17 protein-coding genes and 1 riboswitch are annotated in these 18,812 nt (G+C 72.0%); of the genes, 7 read left to right on the forward strand and 10 right to left on the reverse strand.

The features are described 5' to 3' along the window. Positions 1-3: 3 nt before the first annotated feature. On the reverse strand, positions 4-975 hold the full coding sequence (locus tag NIE111_RS19515; RefSeq protein WP_238685748.1) for a DNA polymerase domain-containing protein: 972 nt from the start codon (positions 973-975) through the stop codon (positions 4-6). A gap of 163 nt (positions 976-1,138) precedes the next feature. Here NIE111_RS19515 and NIE111_RS19520 point away from each other — a divergent pair, with 163 nt between their 5' ends. The 4 genes from NIE111_RS19520 to NIE111_RS19535 all read left to right on the forward strand — a co-directional run bounded on the left by NIE111_RS19520 (position 1,139) and on the right by NIE111_RS19535 (position 4,627). Then, complete coding sequence (locus NIE111_RS19520; RefSeq protein ID WP_238685749.1) at positions 1,139-2,410, forward strand: GNAT family N-acetyltransferase; 1,272 nt, start codon at positions 1,139-1,141, stop codon at positions 2,408-2,410. Between the two features lie 52 nt (positions 2,411-2,462). Continuing rightward, positions 2,463-3,194, forward strand: a complete 732-nt coding sequence (locus NIE111_RS19525; protein WP_238685750.1) for a histidine phosphatase family protein — start codon at positions 2,463-2,465, stop codon at positions 3,192-3,194. Next, the gene (locus NIE111_RS19530; protein WP_238685751.1) at positions 3,178-4,047 is read left to right on the forward strand and encodes an NAD(P)H-hydrate dehydratase; all 870 of its coding nucleotides are present in this window, start codon (positions 3,178-3,180) and stop codon (positions 4,045-4,047) included. Before NIE111_RS19525 ends, NIE111_RS19530 begins: the two co-directional genes overlap by 17 nt. 79 nt (positions 4,048-4,126) lie before the next feature. After that, a complete protein-coding gene (locus NIE111_RS19535) occupies positions 4,127-4,627 on the forward strand; it encodes a hemerythrin domain-containing protein (RefSeq protein ID WP_238685752.1) in 501 nt (166 codons plus the stop codon). Between the two features lie 60 nt (positions 4,628-4,687). Here the strand turns inward: NIE111_RS19535 and NIE111_RS19540 are convergent, their stop codons facing one another. Next, a complete protein-coding gene (locus NIE111_RS19540) occupies positions 4,688-5,494 on the reverse strand; it encodes an SDR family NAD(P)-dependent oxidoreductase (RefSeq protein WP_238685753.1) in 807 nt (268 codons plus the stop codon). Positions 5,495-5,643: 149 nt separating this feature from the next. Further along, a riboswitch (ZMP/ZTP riboswitch) is annotated at positions 5,644-5,733 on the forward strand. 19 nt (positions 5,734-5,752) lie between these two features. On the opposite strand from NIE111_RS19540, the gene NIE111_RS19545 reads away from it, so the two are divergent. Continuing rightward, complete coding sequence (locus NIE111_RS19545) at positions 5,753-7,189, forward strand: glycine hydroxymethyltransferase (protein WP_238685754.1); 1,437 nt, start codon at positions 5,753-5,755, stop codon at positions 7,187-7,189. Between the two features lie 106 nt (positions 7,190-7,295). Here NIE111_RS19545 and NIE111_RS19550 read toward each other — a convergent pair whose 3' ends face one another. From NIE111_RS19550 to NIE111_RS19575, 6 genes are all read right to left on the reverse strand, one after another. Further along, positions 7,296-7,556, reverse strand: coding sequence for a hypothetical protein (locus NIE111_RS19550; RefSeq protein ID WP_238685973.1), 261 nt, complete (start codon positions 7,554-7,556; stop codon positions 7,296-7,298). 67 nt (positions 7,557-7,623) lie between these two features. After that, the gene (locus NIE111_RS19555) at positions 7,624-8,958 is read right to left on the reverse strand and encodes an aminotransferase-like domain-containing protein (protein ID WP_238685755.1); all 1,335 of its coding nucleotides are present in this window, start codon (positions 8,956-8,958) and stop codon (positions 7,624-7,626) included. A gap of 3 nt (positions 8,959-8,961) precedes the next feature. Next, complete coding sequence (locus tag NIE111_RS19560) at positions 8,962-10,065, reverse strand: alpha-hydroxy acid oxidase (RefSeq protein ID WP_238685974.1); 1,104 nt, start codon at positions 10,063-10,065, stop codon at positions 8,962-8,964. Next, positions 10,058-11,047 (reverse strand): LipP1 family hormone-sensitive lipase, encoded by a 990-nt coding sequence (gene lipP1 / locus NIE111_RS19565; RefSeq protein WP_238685756.1) that lies wholly within the window; start codon positions 11,045-11,047, stop codon positions 10,058-10,060. Before lipP1 ends, NIE111_RS19560 begins: the two co-directional genes overlap by 8 nt. Before the next feature lie 7 nt (positions 11,048-11,054). Next, positions 11,055-12,266, reverse strand: a complete 1,212-nt coding sequence (locus tag NIE111_RS19570; RefSeq protein ID WP_238685757.1) for a cytochrome P450 — start codon at positions 12,264-12,266, stop codon at positions 11,055-11,057. Between the two features lie 69 nt (positions 12,267-12,335). Next, positions 12,336-13,613, reverse strand: coding sequence for an SGNH/GDSL hydrolase family protein (locus tag NIE111_RS19575; protein WP_238685975.1), 1,278 nt, complete (start codon positions 13,611-13,613; stop codon positions 12,336-12,338). Positions 13,614-13,926: 313 nt separating this feature from the next. Between NIE111_RS19575 and NIE111_RS19580 the strand changes: the two genes are divergently transcribed. After that, positions 13,927-15,492, forward strand: coding sequence for an AMP-binding protein (locus NIE111_RS19580; RefSeq protein WP_238685758.1), 1,566 nt, complete (start codon positions 13,927-13,929; stop codon positions 15,490-15,492). After that, positions 15,489-16,712 carry an MFS transporter gene (locus NIE111_RS19585; RefSeq protein WP_238685759.1) on the forward strand — a complete coding sequence of 408 codons (1,224 nt, stop codon included), beginning with the start codon at positions 15,489-15,491 and terminating at the stop codon, positions 16,710-16,712. Before NIE111_RS19580 ends, NIE111_RS19585 begins: the two co-directional genes overlap by 4 nt. Before the next feature lie 26 nt (positions 16,713-16,738). Here NIE111_RS19585 and NIE111_RS32295 read toward each other — a convergent pair whose 3' ends face one another. Continuing rightward, entirely contained in the window at positions 16,739-17,956 is a 1,218-nt protein-coding gene (locus NIE111_RS32295; protein ID WP_238685760.1) for a pentapeptide repeat-containing protein, read from the reverse strand. A gap of 257 nt (positions 17,957-18,213) precedes the next feature. Next, on the reverse strand, positions 18,214-18,789 hold the full coding sequence (locus NIE111_RS19600) for a hypothetical protein (protein WP_238685761.1): 576 nt from the start codon (positions 18,787-18,789) through the stop codon (positions 18,214-18,216). Between the last annotated feature and the right edge of the window lie 23 nt (positions 18,790-18,812).

Raw genomic sequence — 18,812 nt, forward strand, 5'->3', positions numbered from 1 at the left:
GGCTCAGCGCTCCGGCGGGGCCTCCAGCCCGTCGCGGTCGGCCAGCTCCAGCAGCGGTTCCAGCGAGTGCCGGTCACCGTCCAGGCCGGCGTGCGGGTCGCCGCGCTCGGCGAACCGGGCCGGCATGCTGAGCACGTCGAAGTCCTCCGGACGGACCTGGTCCAGCTCCGACCAGTCCAGCGGCGCGGACACCAGCGCGGCCGGCGTCGGCCGGATCGAGTACGCCGAGGTCACCGTGTGGTCGCGGGCCATCTGGTTGTAGTCGACGAAGACCGGCCGGTCCCGCTGCTCGCGCCACCAGGTGGTGGTGACCAGGTCCGGCAGCCGGCGCTGCATCTCCCGACCCAGCGCGAGCACCGCCCGGCGGCACTCACCGAAGCTCCACCGCGGCTCGATCGACAGGTAGACGTGCAGCCCGCGACCGCCGGTGGTCTTCGGGTAGCCGGTCATGCCCAGCTCGGCGAGGAACGCCCGCACCTCGTGCGCCACCGGCACCACCTGGTCGAAGCCCACGCCGGGCATCGGGTCCAGGTCGATGCGCAGCTGGTCGGGACGTTCCACGTCGGCGGCGGTGACCGGCCACGGGTGGAACCGTAGTGTGCCCAGGTTGGCCGCCCAGATGACCACTGCCAACTCGCTCGGCGCGACCTCGTCGGCGGTACGGCCACTGGGGAAGGTGATGTGCGCGGTCCGTACCCACTCGGGCGCGCCGGCCGGCAGCCGCTTCTGGTAGAACGCGTCGCCCCTGTTGGTCTGGCGGGTAGCGATCGTCGCGCCCTCGAAGACACCGCGCGGCCAGCGTTCCAGCATGGTCGGCCGATCCCGCAACGCCCGCAGGATGCCGTCGCCCACCGCCAGGAAGTAGCGGACAACGTCCAGCTTGGTCAGCCCGCGCTCGGGAAAGTACGGCTTGTCGGGGCTGGAGACGCGGACGAGCCGCTCCCCCACCTGGATCTCCTCCGCCGCCGTGGCCACGCCCCGAGAGTACGCGGCGGCCGGGTGATCAGCAGCGCACGAACCGCGATCAGCGGACATTGTTCCCCATCGAGGTGTCGCTGCGCTGTCCCGAACCCGACGGCCCCCCGGGCACCGACCGGCGTCGATCGCACTCCTTGACCCGGTCGGGCAGGATGGCGTCGTGCGCCAGCAGAAGACCGGATCGGGCGGGGCAGCCACCGTCCGGATCGACGACGCGTCGACCGAGGACATCCCCGCCCTGCTCGCCCTCGACGCGCTCTGTTTCCCGCCCGGCGACCCGGCGTACGAGCCAGCGGCGCCGAGCGAGATCGAGAACGGCGTCGCGGCCGGGCACGTCCGGGTGGTCCGCGCCGGCACGGAGATCGTCGGCTTCCTCCAGTACGAGTTGCCGAGCGCCCATCACCTCTACCTGAGTGGGCTCGGGGTGCACCCGGATCGGCGGCGCACCGGTGTGGGTGCGGCACTGCTCGACGACTTCGTGGCCCGGGCGCGGGCGTTCGGGGTGCAGCCCCACCCGACCATCTCCACGGTGACCAGCCCGGAGAACCTGGCCATGCTCGGGCTCCTGCTGTCTCGCGGGTTCGTTGTGCGCACCATCGTGCCGGACTACTTCGGCCCGGGACGCGACCGCTACTACTGCCAGCACAAGTCACGGGTCGAGTACGTCGACGCCGACGAGCGCTATCTGATCCCGGTTGCCGCGTCGTCGCAGATCGCCACCCTGCTGGCCAGCGAGCAGAACGTCATCACCGGACTGGTGAACCTGCCCGCCGGGCCGGCCCTGGAGCTGTCCCGATTCGAGAAGGAGGACTTCGCGGCCCTGCAGTCCGACGAGAGCGCCGCCGGGATCGCCTTCTCCAGCGGCATCCTCGCCTCGATCGCGTTCGTGCTCGGCCTGTCGTTCGCCTCCCCGAACTATCCCGATGGGGTCCGGGTGCTGCTGATGTGCTCGGCCCTGGCCACCACCGCGTCGCTGATCATCTATGCCAACACCTCCGGTGAGCTGGCCCGGCTGCGAACCAACAGCTTCGGCAGGTACACCAAATGGGGCAACGTGCTGTCGGAGTTCGGCGGTGTCTTCCCCTTCCTCATCGCCCTACCTGTCACCTTCGCGAAGATCACCTCCTCGGTGGGCGTGGCAGTGGCGGCCGCGGCCCTCTTCGGCGCCGCTCTGCTCGTCTACGACAGGTCGACCTTCGCCATCTCGGCGCGCTTTCGACAAACCGTCAGCACAACCGCGCTGTCCGTCTTCGTCGCCGCCGCGCCGGTGCTGGGCGTCCTCGCGGTACGCCACTCCGCTCCGATGGTCCCCTGGGCCTGGACGGGAGCGGTACTCCTGGCCCTCGCCGCCCAGTCCTTCACGTACCTCTTCCGCCGACGCGACGAGTCGACGCTCCAGGCAGGGCTGCGTCCCTGGCAGAGCCGCCGCTAGGCGGCGGACGGCGGTCCGATTACCGGACGCTCGTGCCGGGTAGGGGGGCCGCATGGCGGAACTGGCAACCCTGTGGATCGTCCGGCACGGCGAGAGCACCGCGAACGTCGCGGCGACGCACGCCGAGGCGTCGGGCGCGGAGCTGATCGACCTCACCCACCGCGACGCCGACGTGCCACTCTCCCCGACCGGCGAGGAGCAGGCTCGGGCGACCGGCCGTTGGCTGGCCGAGCTTCCGGACGCGAGGCGACCGGACGTGGCGGTGGTGTCGCCGTACCTGCGCGCGGTGCAGACCTCGCGGCTGGCGCTGGCCGGCACCGACATTCCCGTGCACCGCGACGAGCGGCTGCGCGACCGGGAACTGGGCGTCCTGGACGGGCTGACCGGGCACGGGGTGCGCCGACGGTACCCGGACGAGGCCGAGCGCCGGGAGCGGTTGGGCAAGTTCTACTACCGGCCGCCGGGCGGGGAGTCCTGGACGGACGTGGCGTTGCGGCTGCGGACGCTGCTGGGCGACCTGCGCCGCGACCACGAGGGTTGTCGGGTGCTGCTCTTCGGCCACGACGCGCTGGTCTTCCTGCTTCGCTATCTGCTGGAGGGGTTGACCGAGGACGAGCTGATGGCGCTGACCCGGCAGGACGTGATCGCCAACTGTTCGATCACCGAGTGGTCGGCGGACGGCGAGGACCGCCTGGCCCTCACCGCCTTCAACGATGTCGCGCACCTGCGTCAGCAGGGCGCCCAGCCGACCAGGGAGGACGAGATCCATGCCGAGCCGGTCTGAGGTGAAGGTGATCACCCCGGCGTTGTTGCGGGACTGGGCGCTGCCGGTGCCGGTCGGGGGAAAGGAGAGCCGGGGCACGGTGCTGGTGGTCGGCGGTTCCCGCTTCACGCCGGGCGCGGTGCTGCTCGCCGGGGTGGCCGCGCTGCGCGCCGGTGCCGGGGTGCTCCAGTTGGCCGCCGCCGAGTCCACCGCGGCCGCGCTGAGCATCCAGGTGCCCGAGGCGCTGGTGATCGGGTTGCCGGAGACCTCCGACGGCGCGGTGGCCGCGGATCGCGACGGGCAGCTCGGCGACCTGGTCGCGCAGGCCGACGTGGTGGCGGTCGGCCCCGGTCTGAAGGCGATCGACGAGACCAACCGCCTGCTGGGCCTGGTTCTGGAGGCGGCCCGTCCGGACACGTCGCTGGTACTCGACGCGTACGCCCTGGGTGCGCTCAGCCACGCACCGGACCTGCTGGTCGGCTCGGGTCGGCCCGTGGTGCTCACCCCCAACGTGACCGAGGCCGGGCACCTGCTCGGGCGGGAGCCGGGCGACGACCTGGACGCCGAGGCGGCCGAGTTGGCCGCGCGGTACGAGGCGGTCGTGTCGCTGTACGGGCACGTGGCCGCCCCGGACGGTCGGGGCTGGCGGGAGGAGAGCGGCGACGCCGGGCTGGGCACCTCCGGCAGCGGGGACGTGCTCGCCGGGTTGCTGGCGGGGCTGCTGTCCCGGGGCGCCGACCCGGCGCAGGCGGCCTGCTGGGGCTCGTTCGCGCACTCGGTGAGCGGCCAGCGGCTGATTCCGCGCTACGGCCGGATCGGTTTTCTGGCTCGGGAGTTGCTCGACGAGATCCCCCGCACCCTGGCGATGGTCTGAGGCGGTTTCACCTGTTTCCGCAATCGGCGCCGGGGTACCGGAACTCCACCAGCCGAGACTCTTCAGGGAGGTCATACCGGTGTCGACCGATGCCATCGTCCTGCTCAAAGAGGACCACAAGGAAATGCGCCGCCTGTTCAAGGCCTTCCAGGACGCCGAGGAGGGGCCGGCGAGCCAGCGGCAGAAGCTGGTGGACCAGATCCTGGAGGCACTGACCGTGCACACCTACCTGGAGAACGAGGTGATGTATCCGGAGGTTCGCCGGTTGCTGCCCGACCTCGAGGACGACATCCTCGAGTCGTACGAGGAACACCACGTCGCCGATGTGCTCTGCGCCGAGCTGGCCAGCATGGACGCCGACGACGAGCGGTTCAACGCCAAGACGACGGTGCTGATCGAGAACGTCACCCACCACGTCGAGGAGGAAGAACAGGAGTGGTTCCCCAAGGTCCGCGACGCGCTGGGCCGCAAGCAGCTCCAGGAGATCGGCGAGAAGATGATCGCCTTGCGCGCGGACGCGCCGCGGACCCCCACCGCGCCGAAGGCGATCAAGAAGGCGCTCGATGCGGTGACGGCCTGAGGCACCCGCTCACACCGAAGGGCCCGGCACCGTGCCGGGCCCTTCGTCGTGCGTCACGGGTCAGGTGCCCGATCCCGGCTCGGCCATCCTGCGGTGCTGCTCGGACTTGAGCTTGTCCGGAATGATCTTGCCGGCGGCCGTCTGCACCTTGTTCATCAGCGAGCCGGCGGTGATCGTCTGATCACCCCTCATCATCGCCTCGAAGCCCTGCTCGGCGACCTTCGCCGGGTCGTCCTTCTTGCCCGAGCCCACCCGGGTGTCCTCCATGTCGGCCCGGTCGAAGAACTCCGTGTCGGTCGGCCCGGGCATCAGCGAGGTCACCGTGACGCCGGTGTCCTTCAGCTCGTTGCGCAGCGCCTCGGCGAAGGACTGCACGAACGACTTCGACGCGTTGTAGACCGCCTGGAACGGCCCCGGCATGGTGGAGGCGATCGACGAGGTGAAGAGGACCCGGCCCGTGCCCCGCTCGACCATCCCGGGCAACAGCCGCTTCGCCAGGTGCACCGTCGACCGCACGTTGAGGTCGACGATCTCCAGCTCGTCGGCGAGGTCCGTGCCGCCGACGAAGGCGCCACCGGCGCCCCGACCGGCGTTGAGCGCCAGCGCGTCCAGCGGCCGTCCGGTCGCGGTGACGGCGGCCACGAGTTCCGTCACGCCCTGCTCGCGGGCCAGGTCGACGCGGACCGACCAGATCTGCGGGCCCCCGTCGCGGCGCAGCTTCTGCGCGGCCGCCTCGATGCCGTCGTCCTCGGCGGCGATCACCAGGTCGAAGCCGTGCTCGACGAACTGCGCCGCGAGCTCGTACCCGATTCCGCTGGAGGCCCCGGTCACCAGGGCGAGCGGCCGGTCGGAGGTGGGTGTGGTCATGTTCTCGACTCCTTCTGTACGAACCCTGACCGCACCCGTGACGGTGCGGTGGTCTCCTACCGTGTGCCCCGCGACGCACCGCCCAATCACGTTGGCGGGGTCGCCTCCCGGAGGGCGGCCCGAACGGCCGGTTCCGGCCCGGTAGGATCCTTCCGGGCCGTTACTGGCGCGTGGGGATGGAGAACCATCGGGGAGCGGCCTCGTCACGTGGACGTTTGCCGAGCGCCTGGGCCTTCCCGCACGTCTGTTGGAGGTCGCATGTCCCGCAACGCCGAATCCACCGCATTCCGGAGTGCCCTTGAGGTGATCCGGGCTGTAGAGCCGCGGGTCGCCGACGCCATCGGCGCCGAGCTGACCGACCAGCGGGAGTCGCTCAAGCTGATCGCCAGCGAAAATTACGCCTCCCCGGCGACCCTGCTGGCCATGGGCAACTGGTTCAGCGACAAGTACGCCGAGGGCACCGTCGGCCGCCGCTTCTACGCCGGCTGCCAGAACGTCGACACCGTCGAGGCGCTCGCCGCCGAGCACGCCCGGGAGCTGTTCGGCGCCGCGCACGCGTACGTGCAGCCGCACTCGGGCATCGACGCCAACCTGGTCGCCTTCTGGGCGGTGCTGGCCGACCGGGTGGAATCTCCCGCGCTGAAGAAGGCCCAGGTCCGCCAGGTCAACGACCTCACCGAGGCCGACTGGTTCGCGCTGCGCCGCGAACTGGGCAACCAGCGGATGCTCGGCATGTCGCTGGACGCCGGCGGCCACCTCACCCACGGCTTCCGGCCGAACATCTCCGGCAAGATGTTCGACCAGCGCAGCTACGGCACCGACCCGGCGACCGGCCTGATCGACTACGACCGGCTGGCCGAGGCCGCCCGCGAGTTCAAGCCGCTGATCCTGGTGGGCGGCTACTCGGCGTACCCCCGGAAGGTGAACTTCCGGATCCTGCGCGAGATCGCCGACTCGGTCGGCGCCACCTTCATGGTCGACATGGCGCACTTCGCGGGCCTGGTGGCCGGCAAGGTGTTCACCGGCGACTTCGACCCGGTGCCGCACGCGCACATCGTCACGACCACCACGCACAAGTCGTTGCGCGGCCCGCGCGGCGGCATGGTGCTCTGCCAGCCGGAGTTGGCCGACCAGGTGGACCGGGGCTGCCCGATGGTGCTCGGCGGCCCGCTGCCGCACGTGATGGCGGCCAAGGCGGTCGCGCTCGCCGAGGCCCGCCGGCCCGACTTCGCCGACTACGCCCAGCGGATCGTCGACAACGCGCAGGCGCTCGCCGAGGGGCTGCTGAGCCGGGGCGCCACGCTGGTCACCGGCGGCACCGACAACCACCTGGTGCTGATCGACGTGTCCGGCTACGGGCTCACCGGCCGGCAGGCCGAGCAGGCCCTGCTCGACTCGGGCATCGTCACCAACCGCAACTCGGTCCCGCAGGACCCGAACGGCGCCTGGTACACGTCGGGCATCCGGATCGGCACCCCGGCGCTGACCACTCGGGGCCTGGGCACCGCCGAGATGGACCAGACCGCCGAGCTGATCCACACCGTGCTGACCCAGACCACCGCCGGCGCCAACGCCGACGGCACCCCGTCGAAGGCGAAGTACAACCTGGACGCCGGCCTGGCCGACAAGGTGGCCCGGCAGGCCACCGATCTGCTGGCCACGTACCCCCTCTACCCCGGTATCGACCTGAGCTAGCCCCTCGACCGCGTCGATCATGGAGTTGTGGTGCCCGATCCGGGCTGGTGCACGACTGTCGTCCACCACCACGATCCCATGATCGACGCGGGGGGCGGGGGGGTCCTCAGTCCATCGGGCGCTTCAGGTGGTAGCGGTGGACCTCGGTGCTGCCCTGGACGTTGTTGACGTCCTCGGCGGCGGACACCAGCTCCCACCCCTCCCGGCCGGCGCGGTTGAGGTGCGCGATGGCGGTGTCGCCGTAGGCGGTGATGTCCTTGCGTGACCCGTCCGGGGCGTACCAGACGAACGAGACGTGAAAATTGCGGCCCTGTCCCTGATAGCGACGGACGAGCAGGGCGTACTCCCAGGCAACCATGCGGTTTATTATGACCGTCCAACCAGGACGGCGGCACGCGGGTCGTCGCGCATTGCCATCCGATGAACGCGGTGTGTCAACCCGCCCGGCGCGCCACCTCGTCGGTGATCAGCGCCGCGAGCCGATCCAGCCCGAGGTCGATCTGTTCCGGTGTGACAGCGCTGACCGACAACCGCAACGCGTGGACCGGCGCGGTGTCGTCGTAGAAGTGCGCCATCGGCGTCCACAGCACCCCGTAGTCGCGCCCCGAGCGGTCCAGCAGCGCGTCGTCGACCGGGAACGGCACTGTCACCACCACGAAGAACCCGCCGGCCGGCACCGTCCACCGCACCGCGGGTCGGTCCGGCCGGTCCGGCTGATCGGGAAAGCGCCGGGTGAGCCCGGCCACCAGGTGGCGCAGATTCCGTGTGTACGCGGACCGCTCCCGGGTGTTCGCGGCCACCAGGCTGCATCCGTGCTCCAGCAGCCGGCCGCCGATCACCGCCTGCGCGATCGGCGACGTGTTGACGGTGACCATGCTCTTGATCATGGCGAGTTGGTCGGCGAGCGGGCCGACCCGCCCGTCCGGGCCGGCAACCCGCTGGTCGGCGACGACGTAACCCACCCGTGCGCCGGGGAGCACGGTCTTGGCGAACGAGCCGAGGTAGACGACCCGCCGGCCGGTGTCCAACGCCTTCAGGGTGGGCGGGCGTGGTCCGTCGTCGCTGTGGAACAGGCCGTACGGGTTGTCCTCCAGCAGCAGCAGGTCCTCCTGCCCGGCCAGGTCCAGCAGCCGTTGGCGGTCGGCGGTGTCGATGCTGACCCCGGAGGGGTTGGCGAAGTCCGGCATGAGGTAGCAGGCGCGTGGACGCAGCCCCGCCGCCCGGACGCGGTGCACCTGGGTGGCCAGGTCGGCGAGGTCGACCCCGGCTGACCCACCGGCGACCGGCCACACCGGCAGGTCCACCAGCCGTGCCGCCCCGGTCAGCCCGACGTAGGTCGGGGCGACAGCGAGCAGCACATCGGTCGGCCCGGCCCGCAACGCCCGCAGCACCAGGAACATGGCCTCCTGGCAGCCGACGGTCACCACCACGTCCTCCGGGTCGACGGTGATCCCCTCGTCGACCGCGAGGTTGCGGGCGATCAGGTGGTGCACGATGCCCTTGGTCCGGCCGTACTGCAGCAGCAGCCGCCGGGCCTGCTCGGGTCGGTGCCCCAGGTCGTCGAGGAGGTGCCGGTGGAAGGTGTCCAGGTGCCGGTGCACCGCCGCGAGGTCGAAGAACTCCTCGTATGGCCGTCCGGCCGCGAGGGACACCGCCGCCGGGTAGCGCTCGGACACCTCGTTGAGGAAGTTCATCGAGGTCAGCGCCGGATCGCCCAGCGCGGGGTGCAGGTCGGCGACGGTCAGGTCGACCGGTTCGGGGGCGCTCACCCCTCAGCCCACCCCGAGGGTGCGCAGCTCGCCGGCCGCCACCACGTCGGCGCAGCCGGCCAGGGTGAGCGCATCGGTCAACTCGGCGACGAGCAGCCCCAACGCGTCCCGGGCGGCCGGTTCGCCACCGGCGGCGAGGGCCCAGAGCAGCGGCCGGCCGACCAGCACCCCGGCCGCGCCCAACGCCAGCGCCCGCAGCACGTCGGTGCCGCACCGGATGCCGCTGTCCAGCAGCACCTGGCAGTCGTCCCCGACCGCGTCGACAACCTCCGGCAGCATGGTGACGCTCGCCGGTGAGCCGTCCAGTTGCCGCCCGCCGTGGTTGGAGACGACCACCGCGTCCGCGCCGACCCGTACCGCCTCGGTCGCGTCGCGCGGGTCCAGCAGCCCCTTGACCACCAGCGGCAGGTCGACCTGCTCGCGCAGCCACGCCAGGTCGGCCCAGCGCAGCGCTGGCGCGAACGACGCGGCGGTGTGCGCGGCGATCGCGGACACCCCGGGGGCACCGGAGTGCGCCAGCGCGTCGCGACCGTCGGGAAGGTTCGCGGCGACCACCTCGGCCGGCAGCCGGAACGCGTTGCGCAGGTCCCGGGGACGTCGGCCGAGCACCGGGACGTCCACCGTGACCACCAGCGCCCGGCACCCGGCCGCGACGACCCGGTCCAGCAGGTCGCGGACGAGCGCCCGGTCGCGCAGCCAGTAGAGCTGGAACCAGACGTCCGCGCCGGCCCCGGTGACCTGTTCGATGGGGGTGCTGCCCAGCGTGCTGGCCAGGTACGGGATTCCGGCCGCGCCGGCCGCCGCCGCCAGACCCAGCTCTCCGTCCGGGTGCACCAACCGCTGGTACGCCATCGGCGCCACCCCGACCGGCATGGCGTACCGACGGCCGAGCAGGTGGGTGCCGAGGTCGACGGTGTCCACCCCGCGCAGCACCCGGGGCAGCACCGCGACCCGGTCCAGCGCGCGACGGTTCGCGGCGAGGGTCACCTCCGACGCGCTGCCGCCGGCCAGGTAGTCCCACACGTCCGGCGGCAGCACGGCCCGGGCGCGCTCGGCGTAGTCGGCGAGCGCCACGGCCGGCAGGTCGGCCAACACCCGCTCACCCATCGCCCGGGCCCGTCGCGGCATCCGGCTCGGCCGGCTCACGCACCCCGCTCGGCCTGGCCGGGAGCCCGAAGCGCTCGCGGAGGAAGGCCGCGGCGCTTTCCTGCGCGCGCCGCCCGTCGGTGAAGGTGCCCGGCATGGCGAAGAATCCGTGGATCATGCCCGGGTAGTGCTCCAACCGGGTGGACACACCGGCGTCGCGCAACCGCTCGGCGTACCGCTGTCCCTCGCCGCACAGGGGATCCAGTTCGGCGGTGATCACCAGCGCCGGCGGCAACCCGGACAGGTCGTCGGAGAGCAGCGGCGAGGCCAGCGGATTCTTGGCGTGCGCCGGGTCGGCCAGGTAGAGCCTCCGGTACCAGGCGACCGAACGGCTGTTGAACAGCGCCGGGTCGTCGTCCCCGGCCGGTTCGCCGCTCTGGTCGGTGTTCGGATAGACCAGCAGCTGCGCGGCGAGCGGCGGCCCGTCGCCACGGCTGAGCAGGGTGACCGCGGCGGCCAGGTTCCCGCCGGCACTGTCGCCCCCCACCGCCAGCCGGGTCGGGTCCACGCCCAGCTCCTCGGCGTGCCTGGCGATCCACGAGGTGGCGGCGTGGCAGTCGTGCACCGCCGCCGGGAAGGGGTGCTCCGGGGCGAGGCGGTAGCCGACGGTGATCACCTGACAGGGCACCGCGTTGGCCAGGCGCCGGCAGATGCCGTCGGCGGTGTCGATGCTGCCGAGCGTCCAGCCGCCGCCGAAGAAGTACAGCACTGTGGGCAGCGGACCCGAACCCGTCGGCCGGTACACCCGCAGCCGCAGCTCACCGGCGGGCCCGGGGATCCGCTCGTCGCGTACCTCGGCCACCGGCTCGACCGCGCCGCTGCCGGCGCGGATCGCGGCCAGGTCCGCGGCGCGCGCCTCGGACAGGGTCTGTGCGTACAGCGGCGGGGTGCCGGCCGCGGCACGGGCCGCCCGGTAGGCCGCCACCTCCGGGTGCACTGCCATGTCGCTCCTATCCACCGGTGTTGACCAGCAACGTGTCGATGCCGCGCAGAAACAGGCTGCCGCTGTACGTCGGCGTCTCGGTGACCGTCAGCGCGGGGAACCGGGCGAACAGCCGGGGCAGCGCGAGGCGGCCCTCCAACCGCGACACCGCCGCGCCGAGGCAGAAGTGCGGGCCCACCCCGAAGGCCAGCGACGGAGGGCCGGAACGGGTCGGGTCGAAGGTGTCCGGTGCCGGGAAGCGGGCCGGGTCCCGGTTGGCGGCCCCGATCATGATGAGCACGTTGTCGTCAGTGGCGACCGGCACGCCGTGCAGCACCGTGTCGGCCGGCGCGGCGCGGGCCAGGAAGTGCACGGGGCTCGCCAACCGCAGCACCTCGTCGACGCAACCCTGCGCCAACGTGGCGTCGGTGGGCAGCGCCGCGACGGTCTCCGGGTGGGCCAGCAGCAACGGCAGCCCGTTGCTGAACATGTAGACGGTGGTGACGAAGCTGGCGTTGAACAGCACGATCAGGTTGCTGACCAGTTCCTCCTCGGTCAGCTCCACCTCCCCGGAGTCGAGCGCCTCGACCAACGCGCTGAGCAGGTCGTCCCCGGGCACCCGGCGGCGGTGCCCGAGCAGCTCCCGGTAGAAGGCCCGCAACTCCCGCGCGGCGGTGTTGGCCGCGGCCAGCCGCTGCGGGGTCTTCCCCGCCACGTCCAGGAACTCGTCGATCCACTCCACCCGCTCGCGGTACCACTGCAACTCCGCGGCCGGGATGCCGATGAACTCGGCCATCACCAGGGCCGGAATCGGGTATGCGAAGTCGGCCACGAAGTCGACAACGCCCTCCCCGGCGTCCGCCATCCGGTCCAGCAGTTCGTCGACCACCCGCAGGATCACCGGTTCCAACGCGCCAAGCCGGCGCGGCGTGAAGGTACGGGAGAAGACGTGCCGCATCCGAGTGTGATCCGGCGGGTTGACGAACATCATCGAGGTTTGGAAGGCCCGCAGGATCTCCTGCGCCTCCCAGCCCGGCGGCGGCTGTTTCGTCCACTCCGGATCGCGCAGCAGCCCGTCGACGAGGTCGTAGCCGACAGCGACGGCGGCCACCGTCCGGTGCTCGGCGCGCGCCGGCACCGCGCTGATCGGGCCGAGCCGGTGCAGGTCCGCGTACCACGGGTACGGGTCCTGTCTGCCCTCCTCGCTGTACAGGCCGGTGAGTATCTCGTCCACGTCCACTGCCAACTCCTCCCCCGCCGATGTGGGTGACCGGGGGCGGCGGGGATCACCCGCCGCCCCCGGCCCGGGTCACAGGTCGAGCAGCCGCAGCGGCACGGCGTTTGCCAGTGCCTGGTTGCCGGCGTCGTTCGGGTGGATGTGGTCCCCCGAGTCGTACGCGGGCAGCAGTTGGCTGGGCCGTGCCGGGTCGCGCAGCACCCGGTCGAAGTCGAGCAGCCCGTCGAACTCCCGACTGCCGCGCAGGTACGCGTTCACCGCCTGGCGGGTGGCCTCCTTCTGCGGCGTCCACACGCCCGGAACGCCGTGCCCCTCGTACGGCGTCAGCGTGGCCACCAGACTGGTCAGCCCGCGCTGCTGGAGCTGCTGGTTGATCTGCCGCAGCGTGCCGATGATCGCCTCGGGTGAGTCGTTCGACATCCAGATGTCGTTGATGCCCAGGTGGGTGACGACGCTACGCACCCCGGTCTGGCCGAACACGTCCTCGTTGAGCCGGGCCGCCGCGTTCGGGCCGAGCTGGTAGTAGCCCGGGTAGTTGCCGTCGCCGGGCTCGGTGCCCTCGTGGTTGAGCCGGTTTCCGGCCAGGCTCAGGTTGAGCACGCCGGGGGTGCGCTTGTCGGGCCGGTCGGCGAGCAGCCGGTCGGAGAGCAGGTCGGGCCAGCGCCGGTTGGCGTTGACGGTGCTGCCGTTGCCGTCACCGATGGAGTCGCTGAGCACCACCAGCGCGCCGGGGCTGCCCTTGCGCTGCACGTCGACCCCGGAGAGGAAGAACCAGCAGCAGGTGGGACGGGTGGTGAACCCGGTGCCCTCGGCCACCCCGGTCAGATCCCCGGCGCCGATGAAGTTGGCCTGCTGGGACTGCCCGTGGAACGTGGTCGGGCCGGTCGGCGTCGGGAAGTGCACTGTGACCACGAGGTCGCTGTCGTCCGCGACCGGGAAGGCCAACGGGTCGCTGAGCAGCTCGGCGCCCCGGTTCATGGTCGCCGTGGTGGCACCGGTGAAGGTCAGCGGACGTACCGAGGCGGCGTCGATGTCGGAGAGGTCGTCGGGGGTCGCGGTGTTCGGCCGGGCGACTGTGGCGCGACCGACAGAGACCGCCTGCTCGCCGTAGAGGTTGCTCAGGCGGACCCGCAGCGCCGGGCCGCCTACTGAGACGTGCACGATCATCCGGACGCTCTGGTTGTTGAGGCCGGTATTGGTCAACCCGACCGAGTTGCCCCGGGTGACAGCGGTGGCCCAACTGCCCGCCCACTCGGCGCGCTCGGGTCGGCTGGCGGCGGTGCCGGACGGGCCGGCGCTGGCGACGACGGCAGGTGCGCCGGCGACCAACAGCGCGGCCGCGGCGGCGATGACAGGCCATCTCTTCGGGGTTGCCGTTGCCATGGAACCTCCATCGTGTGGCAGCCCAGGGCCGTCCGCTGACGGCGCCCGCCTGGACGATGGTCCAGAAACCTAGCCGCCGCCGCTGACGGGCGTCAATCAACCTGATCGACGCGATCAAATGTCCGGCGGGCCGCTCGGACCGCCCGTCGGCACGGTTCCGACCAGCCGTTTCCCGCCTAGGCTTCCAGGCGGCGGCGGTGCGGTCGCCCGAGCGCGCCACCGTCGCGTCGTCACCGGGAGCTGCCCGGGGACCGCCGCTTTCTCGGATGGGGGCTGCCGGATGACTGACGGACCCGGGCACACCACTAGCTACGTGCACAGGGTGTTGGACCTCTTCGCCGAATTCGGCGATCGGGAGGCGTTGGTCGGCGCCGATCGGCGACTCACCTACACCGAGGCCGCCACGCGGGTCCGGGCGATGGCCGCGACGTTGACCCGGCACGGCGTACGGCCCGGGTCGGCGGTGCTGGTGACCGTCGCGAACGCGGTGGAGGGTCCACTGCTGCAACTCGCCCTGCACCTGCTCGGCTGCCGGACGATGTGGGTCGCCCCGGTGACCGCGCGCCGGGAGGTCGACGAGTTCATCCGCTTGGCCCGCCCGGACGCCCTGGTCTACGACGCCCGGGACCGGGCCAGTCTGGGCCCGGGGCTGGCCGCCGCGCTGCCCGGCACACCGGTCTGCTGTCTGGGCGCGGGCGGCGCCGGCCCCGACCTCACCGCCGACAGTGACGCCGACGTGGCGGAGCTGCCGGCGTCCGAGTCGGCGCCCGAGTCGTTCCTGCAGACCAGCGGCACCACCGGCAGCCCCAAGCTGGTGCACCACCGGGAGAGCTTCTACGCCCAGATCCTCGCCCTGGCCGCCGAGTTCCGCGCCGCCGGGTTCCCGCTGCTGCGGCACCTGTCGCACTCGCCGATGTGGCTGGCCAGCGGGCAGATCACCACACTGTTCAACCTGTTCACCGGCGGGGTGCTGTTCCTGCGTGACGACTGGGACCCGGTGGCCTTCGTGGACACCGTGCAGCGGGAGCGGATCACCTCGACCTTCGTCACCCCGCCGATGCTCTACGAGGTGTTGGACCACCCGGCGCTGGTCGGCGCGGACTTCTCCGCACTGTTCATGTTCAACGTGGGAGCGGGGCCCGCCGCGCCCGCCCGGCTGCGCCAGGCCATCGCGCGGTTCGGCCCGGTGCTGCGCATCGTGTACGGCCTCAGCGAAGCCGTGGTGATCACCGCGCTGCCGGGGTTGACCGACGACCCGGAGCACCCGGAGCGGTTGCGCTCCTGCGGCCGCCCCTACGGCGACGTGCGGATCGAGATCCGCGACGACGACGGCACGGTGCTGCCGCCGGGGCGTGACGGCGAGGTGTGGGTGCGGACCCGACTGAGCTTCGCCGGCTACCACGGTCAGCCCGAGCTGACCGCGCAGACGCTGGTCGACGGGTGGGTGCGGACCCGCGACATCGGCCACCTCGACGACGACGGCTACCTCTACCTCGTCGACCGGGCGCACGACATGATCGTCACGCATCGCCGGAACTGGGCGATCTTTTGCCGTCCCATCGAGGACGTGCTGGTCGGGCACCCCCAGGTACGGGCCGCCGCCGTGATCGGCGTGCCGGACGAGACGGTCGGCGAGGTGCCGTACGCGTACGTGGTGCTCGGGCCGGGCGCGACGGTCACCGGGGCGGAACTGATCGACCTGGTGACCGCCGAACTCAACGAGATGTGGGCGCCGGCCGCTGTGGAGTTCCTCGACCGGCTTCCGGTGAACCGGTCGATGAAGGTGGACAAGCGGGCGCTGCGCACGCGGTACGCGGCCCGTCGGGCGGCGGCGGTCGGGGCGTGACCCCCCGCCGGCAACTGGTCGTCCTGGTCAGCGCCGACCTGATCTCCAACCTGGGCACCCGCATCTCGGTGGTGACCATTCCGTGGCTGGTGCTGGTCACCACCGGCAGCCCCACCAAGATGGGCCTTGTCGCGTTCGCCGAGACCCTGCCGTACCTGCTGTCCAGCGCGTTGGGCACGCCGTGGGCGGACCGGATCGGTCTGCGCCGTACCTCGATCCTCTGCGACGCGGGCAGCGCGGTGGTGATGGTCGTCGTGGCGCTGACCCCGTGGTTGGGCTTCGTCCCGCTGGTGGCGCTCGTCGCGGTGGCCGGCGCGCTGCGGGGCATCGGGGACCGGGTGAAGCACGTAATGTTCCGCCCGGTCGCGGAGGCCGCCGGAGTGCCGCTGATCCGGCTGACCTCCGCGTACGACGGGCTCAGCCGCGTGGTGACACTGTTCGGCGCCGCAGTGGGCGGTCTGCTGATCGCCGTCTTCGGGGTGACCGAGGCGATCCTCATCGACGCGGCCAGCTTCGGGGTCTGCGCGCTGCTCATCGGTCTCCTGGTCCGCCCGCCGGCCGTCCCGACGCAACCCGCCCAACCGGAGAGTTACCTGCGCGCCCTGCGGGGTGGCTTCAGTTACCTGGGCCGGGACCGGCCGCTGCTCGGCATGCTCGCCGTCATCTCGGCCCTGAACATGGTGGCCAACGCCAGCGTGGCCGTCTACATCCCGGTCTGGGTCGCCCGGGAACTGCCCGGCCCGAGCGGTCTCGGCCTGGTGCTGGCCGCGTTCTCGGCGGGTGCGCTGCTGGGCAACCTGGTGTTCACAGCGCTCGGGCCCCGGCTTCCCCGGCGGCTGACGTTCCTGGTCGGGGCGCTGGTCGCCGGCACGCCCCGGCTGGTGGCGCTGGCGATCAGCGACGAACTGCCTGTGGTGCTCGTGGTGACGTTCCTGTCCGGAATCGGCATCGCGGCGGTCAACCCGCTGCTCGGGGTGGCGCTCTACGAGCGGGTGCCGCCGGAGTTGCAGACCCGGGTGATCGGCATCGCCGGTTCGTTGGCGTTCGTCGGGTTGCCGGTCGGCGCGCTGCTCGGCGGCTGGTCGGTGGACGCGCTGGGACTCACCCCGGCCCTGCTGATCATGGCGGCGGCGTGCCTGGTGGTCACCGCGTACCCGCTGCTGAGCAGGGCCTCCGGCCCGGAGACACCGGCCCGGCCCACCCCCGTCGCCACACCCTGACCGACCCCGAGCTGCCTCGCGAGGTCCTACCGCACCGCTGCCCGCTCTGCCCGACGGGCCCGGCACTCGGGGTCGTCGCGGTGGGCGTCGGCTGCCGGCCGGGTCACTCCGGGCGGCAGGCGCGTCTGCCCGTTCACGACAGCGCACTGGATGTTCCAATCCGAGAGCAGTCTCGCCCGCTCGACGTTCGCCTCGGTCAAATCGACGCCGAGCAGGTCGACGCCGAACAGGTCCGCGCCCGTCAGGTTCGCGCCCGTCAGGTCCGCGTCGGTCAGATCGGTACTGGACAGGTCCGCGTCGGTCAGCACGGCAAAACGCAGGCTCGCCTCGACCAGGCTCGACCCGGTGAGGGTGGCGTGCTCCAGTCGCGCCCGGTCCATCTGCACGTGCTGCAGGTCCACCCCGCTGAGGTTGGCGCCGCGCACGTCCGTGCCGATCAGTTCGACGCCGGTCAGGTTGGCGCCGGCCAGGTCCGCGTCGGTCAGATCGGCGTCGGACAGGTTCGCCCCTTCCAGATTCGCCAGAGTCAGGTCCATTCCGGCCAGGTCCATCCGGCGCAGGTCGGTGCGGGACAGGTCGACGCGGGTCAGATCCGGCCGGCCGCCGATCGAGTCACTGTCGCCCAGCGCGGCCAGAGCGGCCTGGATGTCCACCGGGGGCAGTGCCAGGGTGGCCTCGACGGCGGCCGCCCCCGCGGCCTTGTCGCTGCGGGCCGGGGTGGGAGCGGACACCCCGCCGGTGGAGTGGACACGGACGAATGCCGACAGGATCTGCACCACTGCAGGACGGTCGGCCGCGGAATCGCGCATGATCCGTCGCAGGGCGTAGATGGCACCCAGGCGCACGTCCACCTTCTCGGCGCCGGGCTGCCCCAACTGTTCGATCGACGCGGTGAAACGATCGGTGATCTGCCCCTGCGCGGTGAGGCGTCGCTGCTCACGGTCGGCCTCCTGTTGCGCACGGTTGGCGGCGTTGGTGACGTACAGCCCGACGGCGAGGACGATCACCGACAGGATGCTCCCCAGGCCGAGCAACCGTTGCCACGGGTCCGGTTTGAGTTCCAGGGGGGCGCTCGGGGCCAACTCCAGCCGGGTTGTCGACGGTCGGCGGGGGTGCAGGGCGCGCGGTGCGACGGTAGCTGGCCGAGGCCGTCCACCGCGGGTCGGGCGAACGGGGGCTGCGGTGGGGGCACCGGCACGCCAGGCGGCGCGGACGGCGGCTAGTCGAGCGCGGATGGTCGCCACGACCTCCATTTGACCCGACCTGCGCTACCCCTGATGTCACCCTCCTCCGGACACCGCGCAAACCGCTCGCCGCCTTCCGCGCCGCGCTCGGTCTCGACGACGCCACCTGGGCCCGAGGACGAGGCTGGGCCCTGTGGAAGGCCCTGATCACCCTGGACGATGAGGACCCGGCCACGGCCGAGTGGGCCGGGCGGGTGCTCGGCGAACTCCTCGCCGAGCACAGCGTGGCGCGCTGAACCCGGAGGGGCCCCGGGCCGTCAGCGGCCGGCGGCAGCCGGGGTGGCGTGTTCGGTACGGCAGCGCGGGCAGCGCAGTCGCGTCCCGGCTGCCGTGCGGGGCACCCGGAGCCGCTGACCGCAGCCGCAGGTCACCACCGGGGCCGACGCCCGTAGGTATTCGTCCCGCTCCCGGCGTGGCCACCGGCCGTGGCAGCGGGCGCACCACTTCGGTGGGTAGCTGTGGTAGTGGGCCAGGCCGAACGCGCCCGCGACCATCAGCGCGGCGGGGACCAACAGGCCAAGTGGCGCGAGCAGCGCGGCCGGCGCTCCGCCGACGCCGTCGGAGACCACCACGGCGACCACGGTGAGCACGACCACCGGCACGCCGAGCAGTGTGAACCCGAAACCCCAGGCGAAGGCCAGCAGGGACGGCAGGAACATCCACATGCCGCCGGGCGCCCAACGGCGGACCCCGTACCCGCCGCAGCGTGGGCAGTTCGGCGAGGCGCGGTGCGGCACCGACCGCAGCGCCTTTGGGGCCAGCCACTGAACGAGAAGCTTGAGGATCTCCTCGACCAGTTTCGACGCGAGGGCCTGAAGGAACGAACCGAGCATGCGGTCACCTCCGTCGCCGATGG

Origin of the sequence: Micromonospora hortensis (assembly GCF_022230935.1) — a bacterium.
GTDB lineage: Bacteria > Actinomycetota > Actinomycetes > Mycobacteriales > Micromonosporaceae > Micromonospora > Micromonospora hortensis.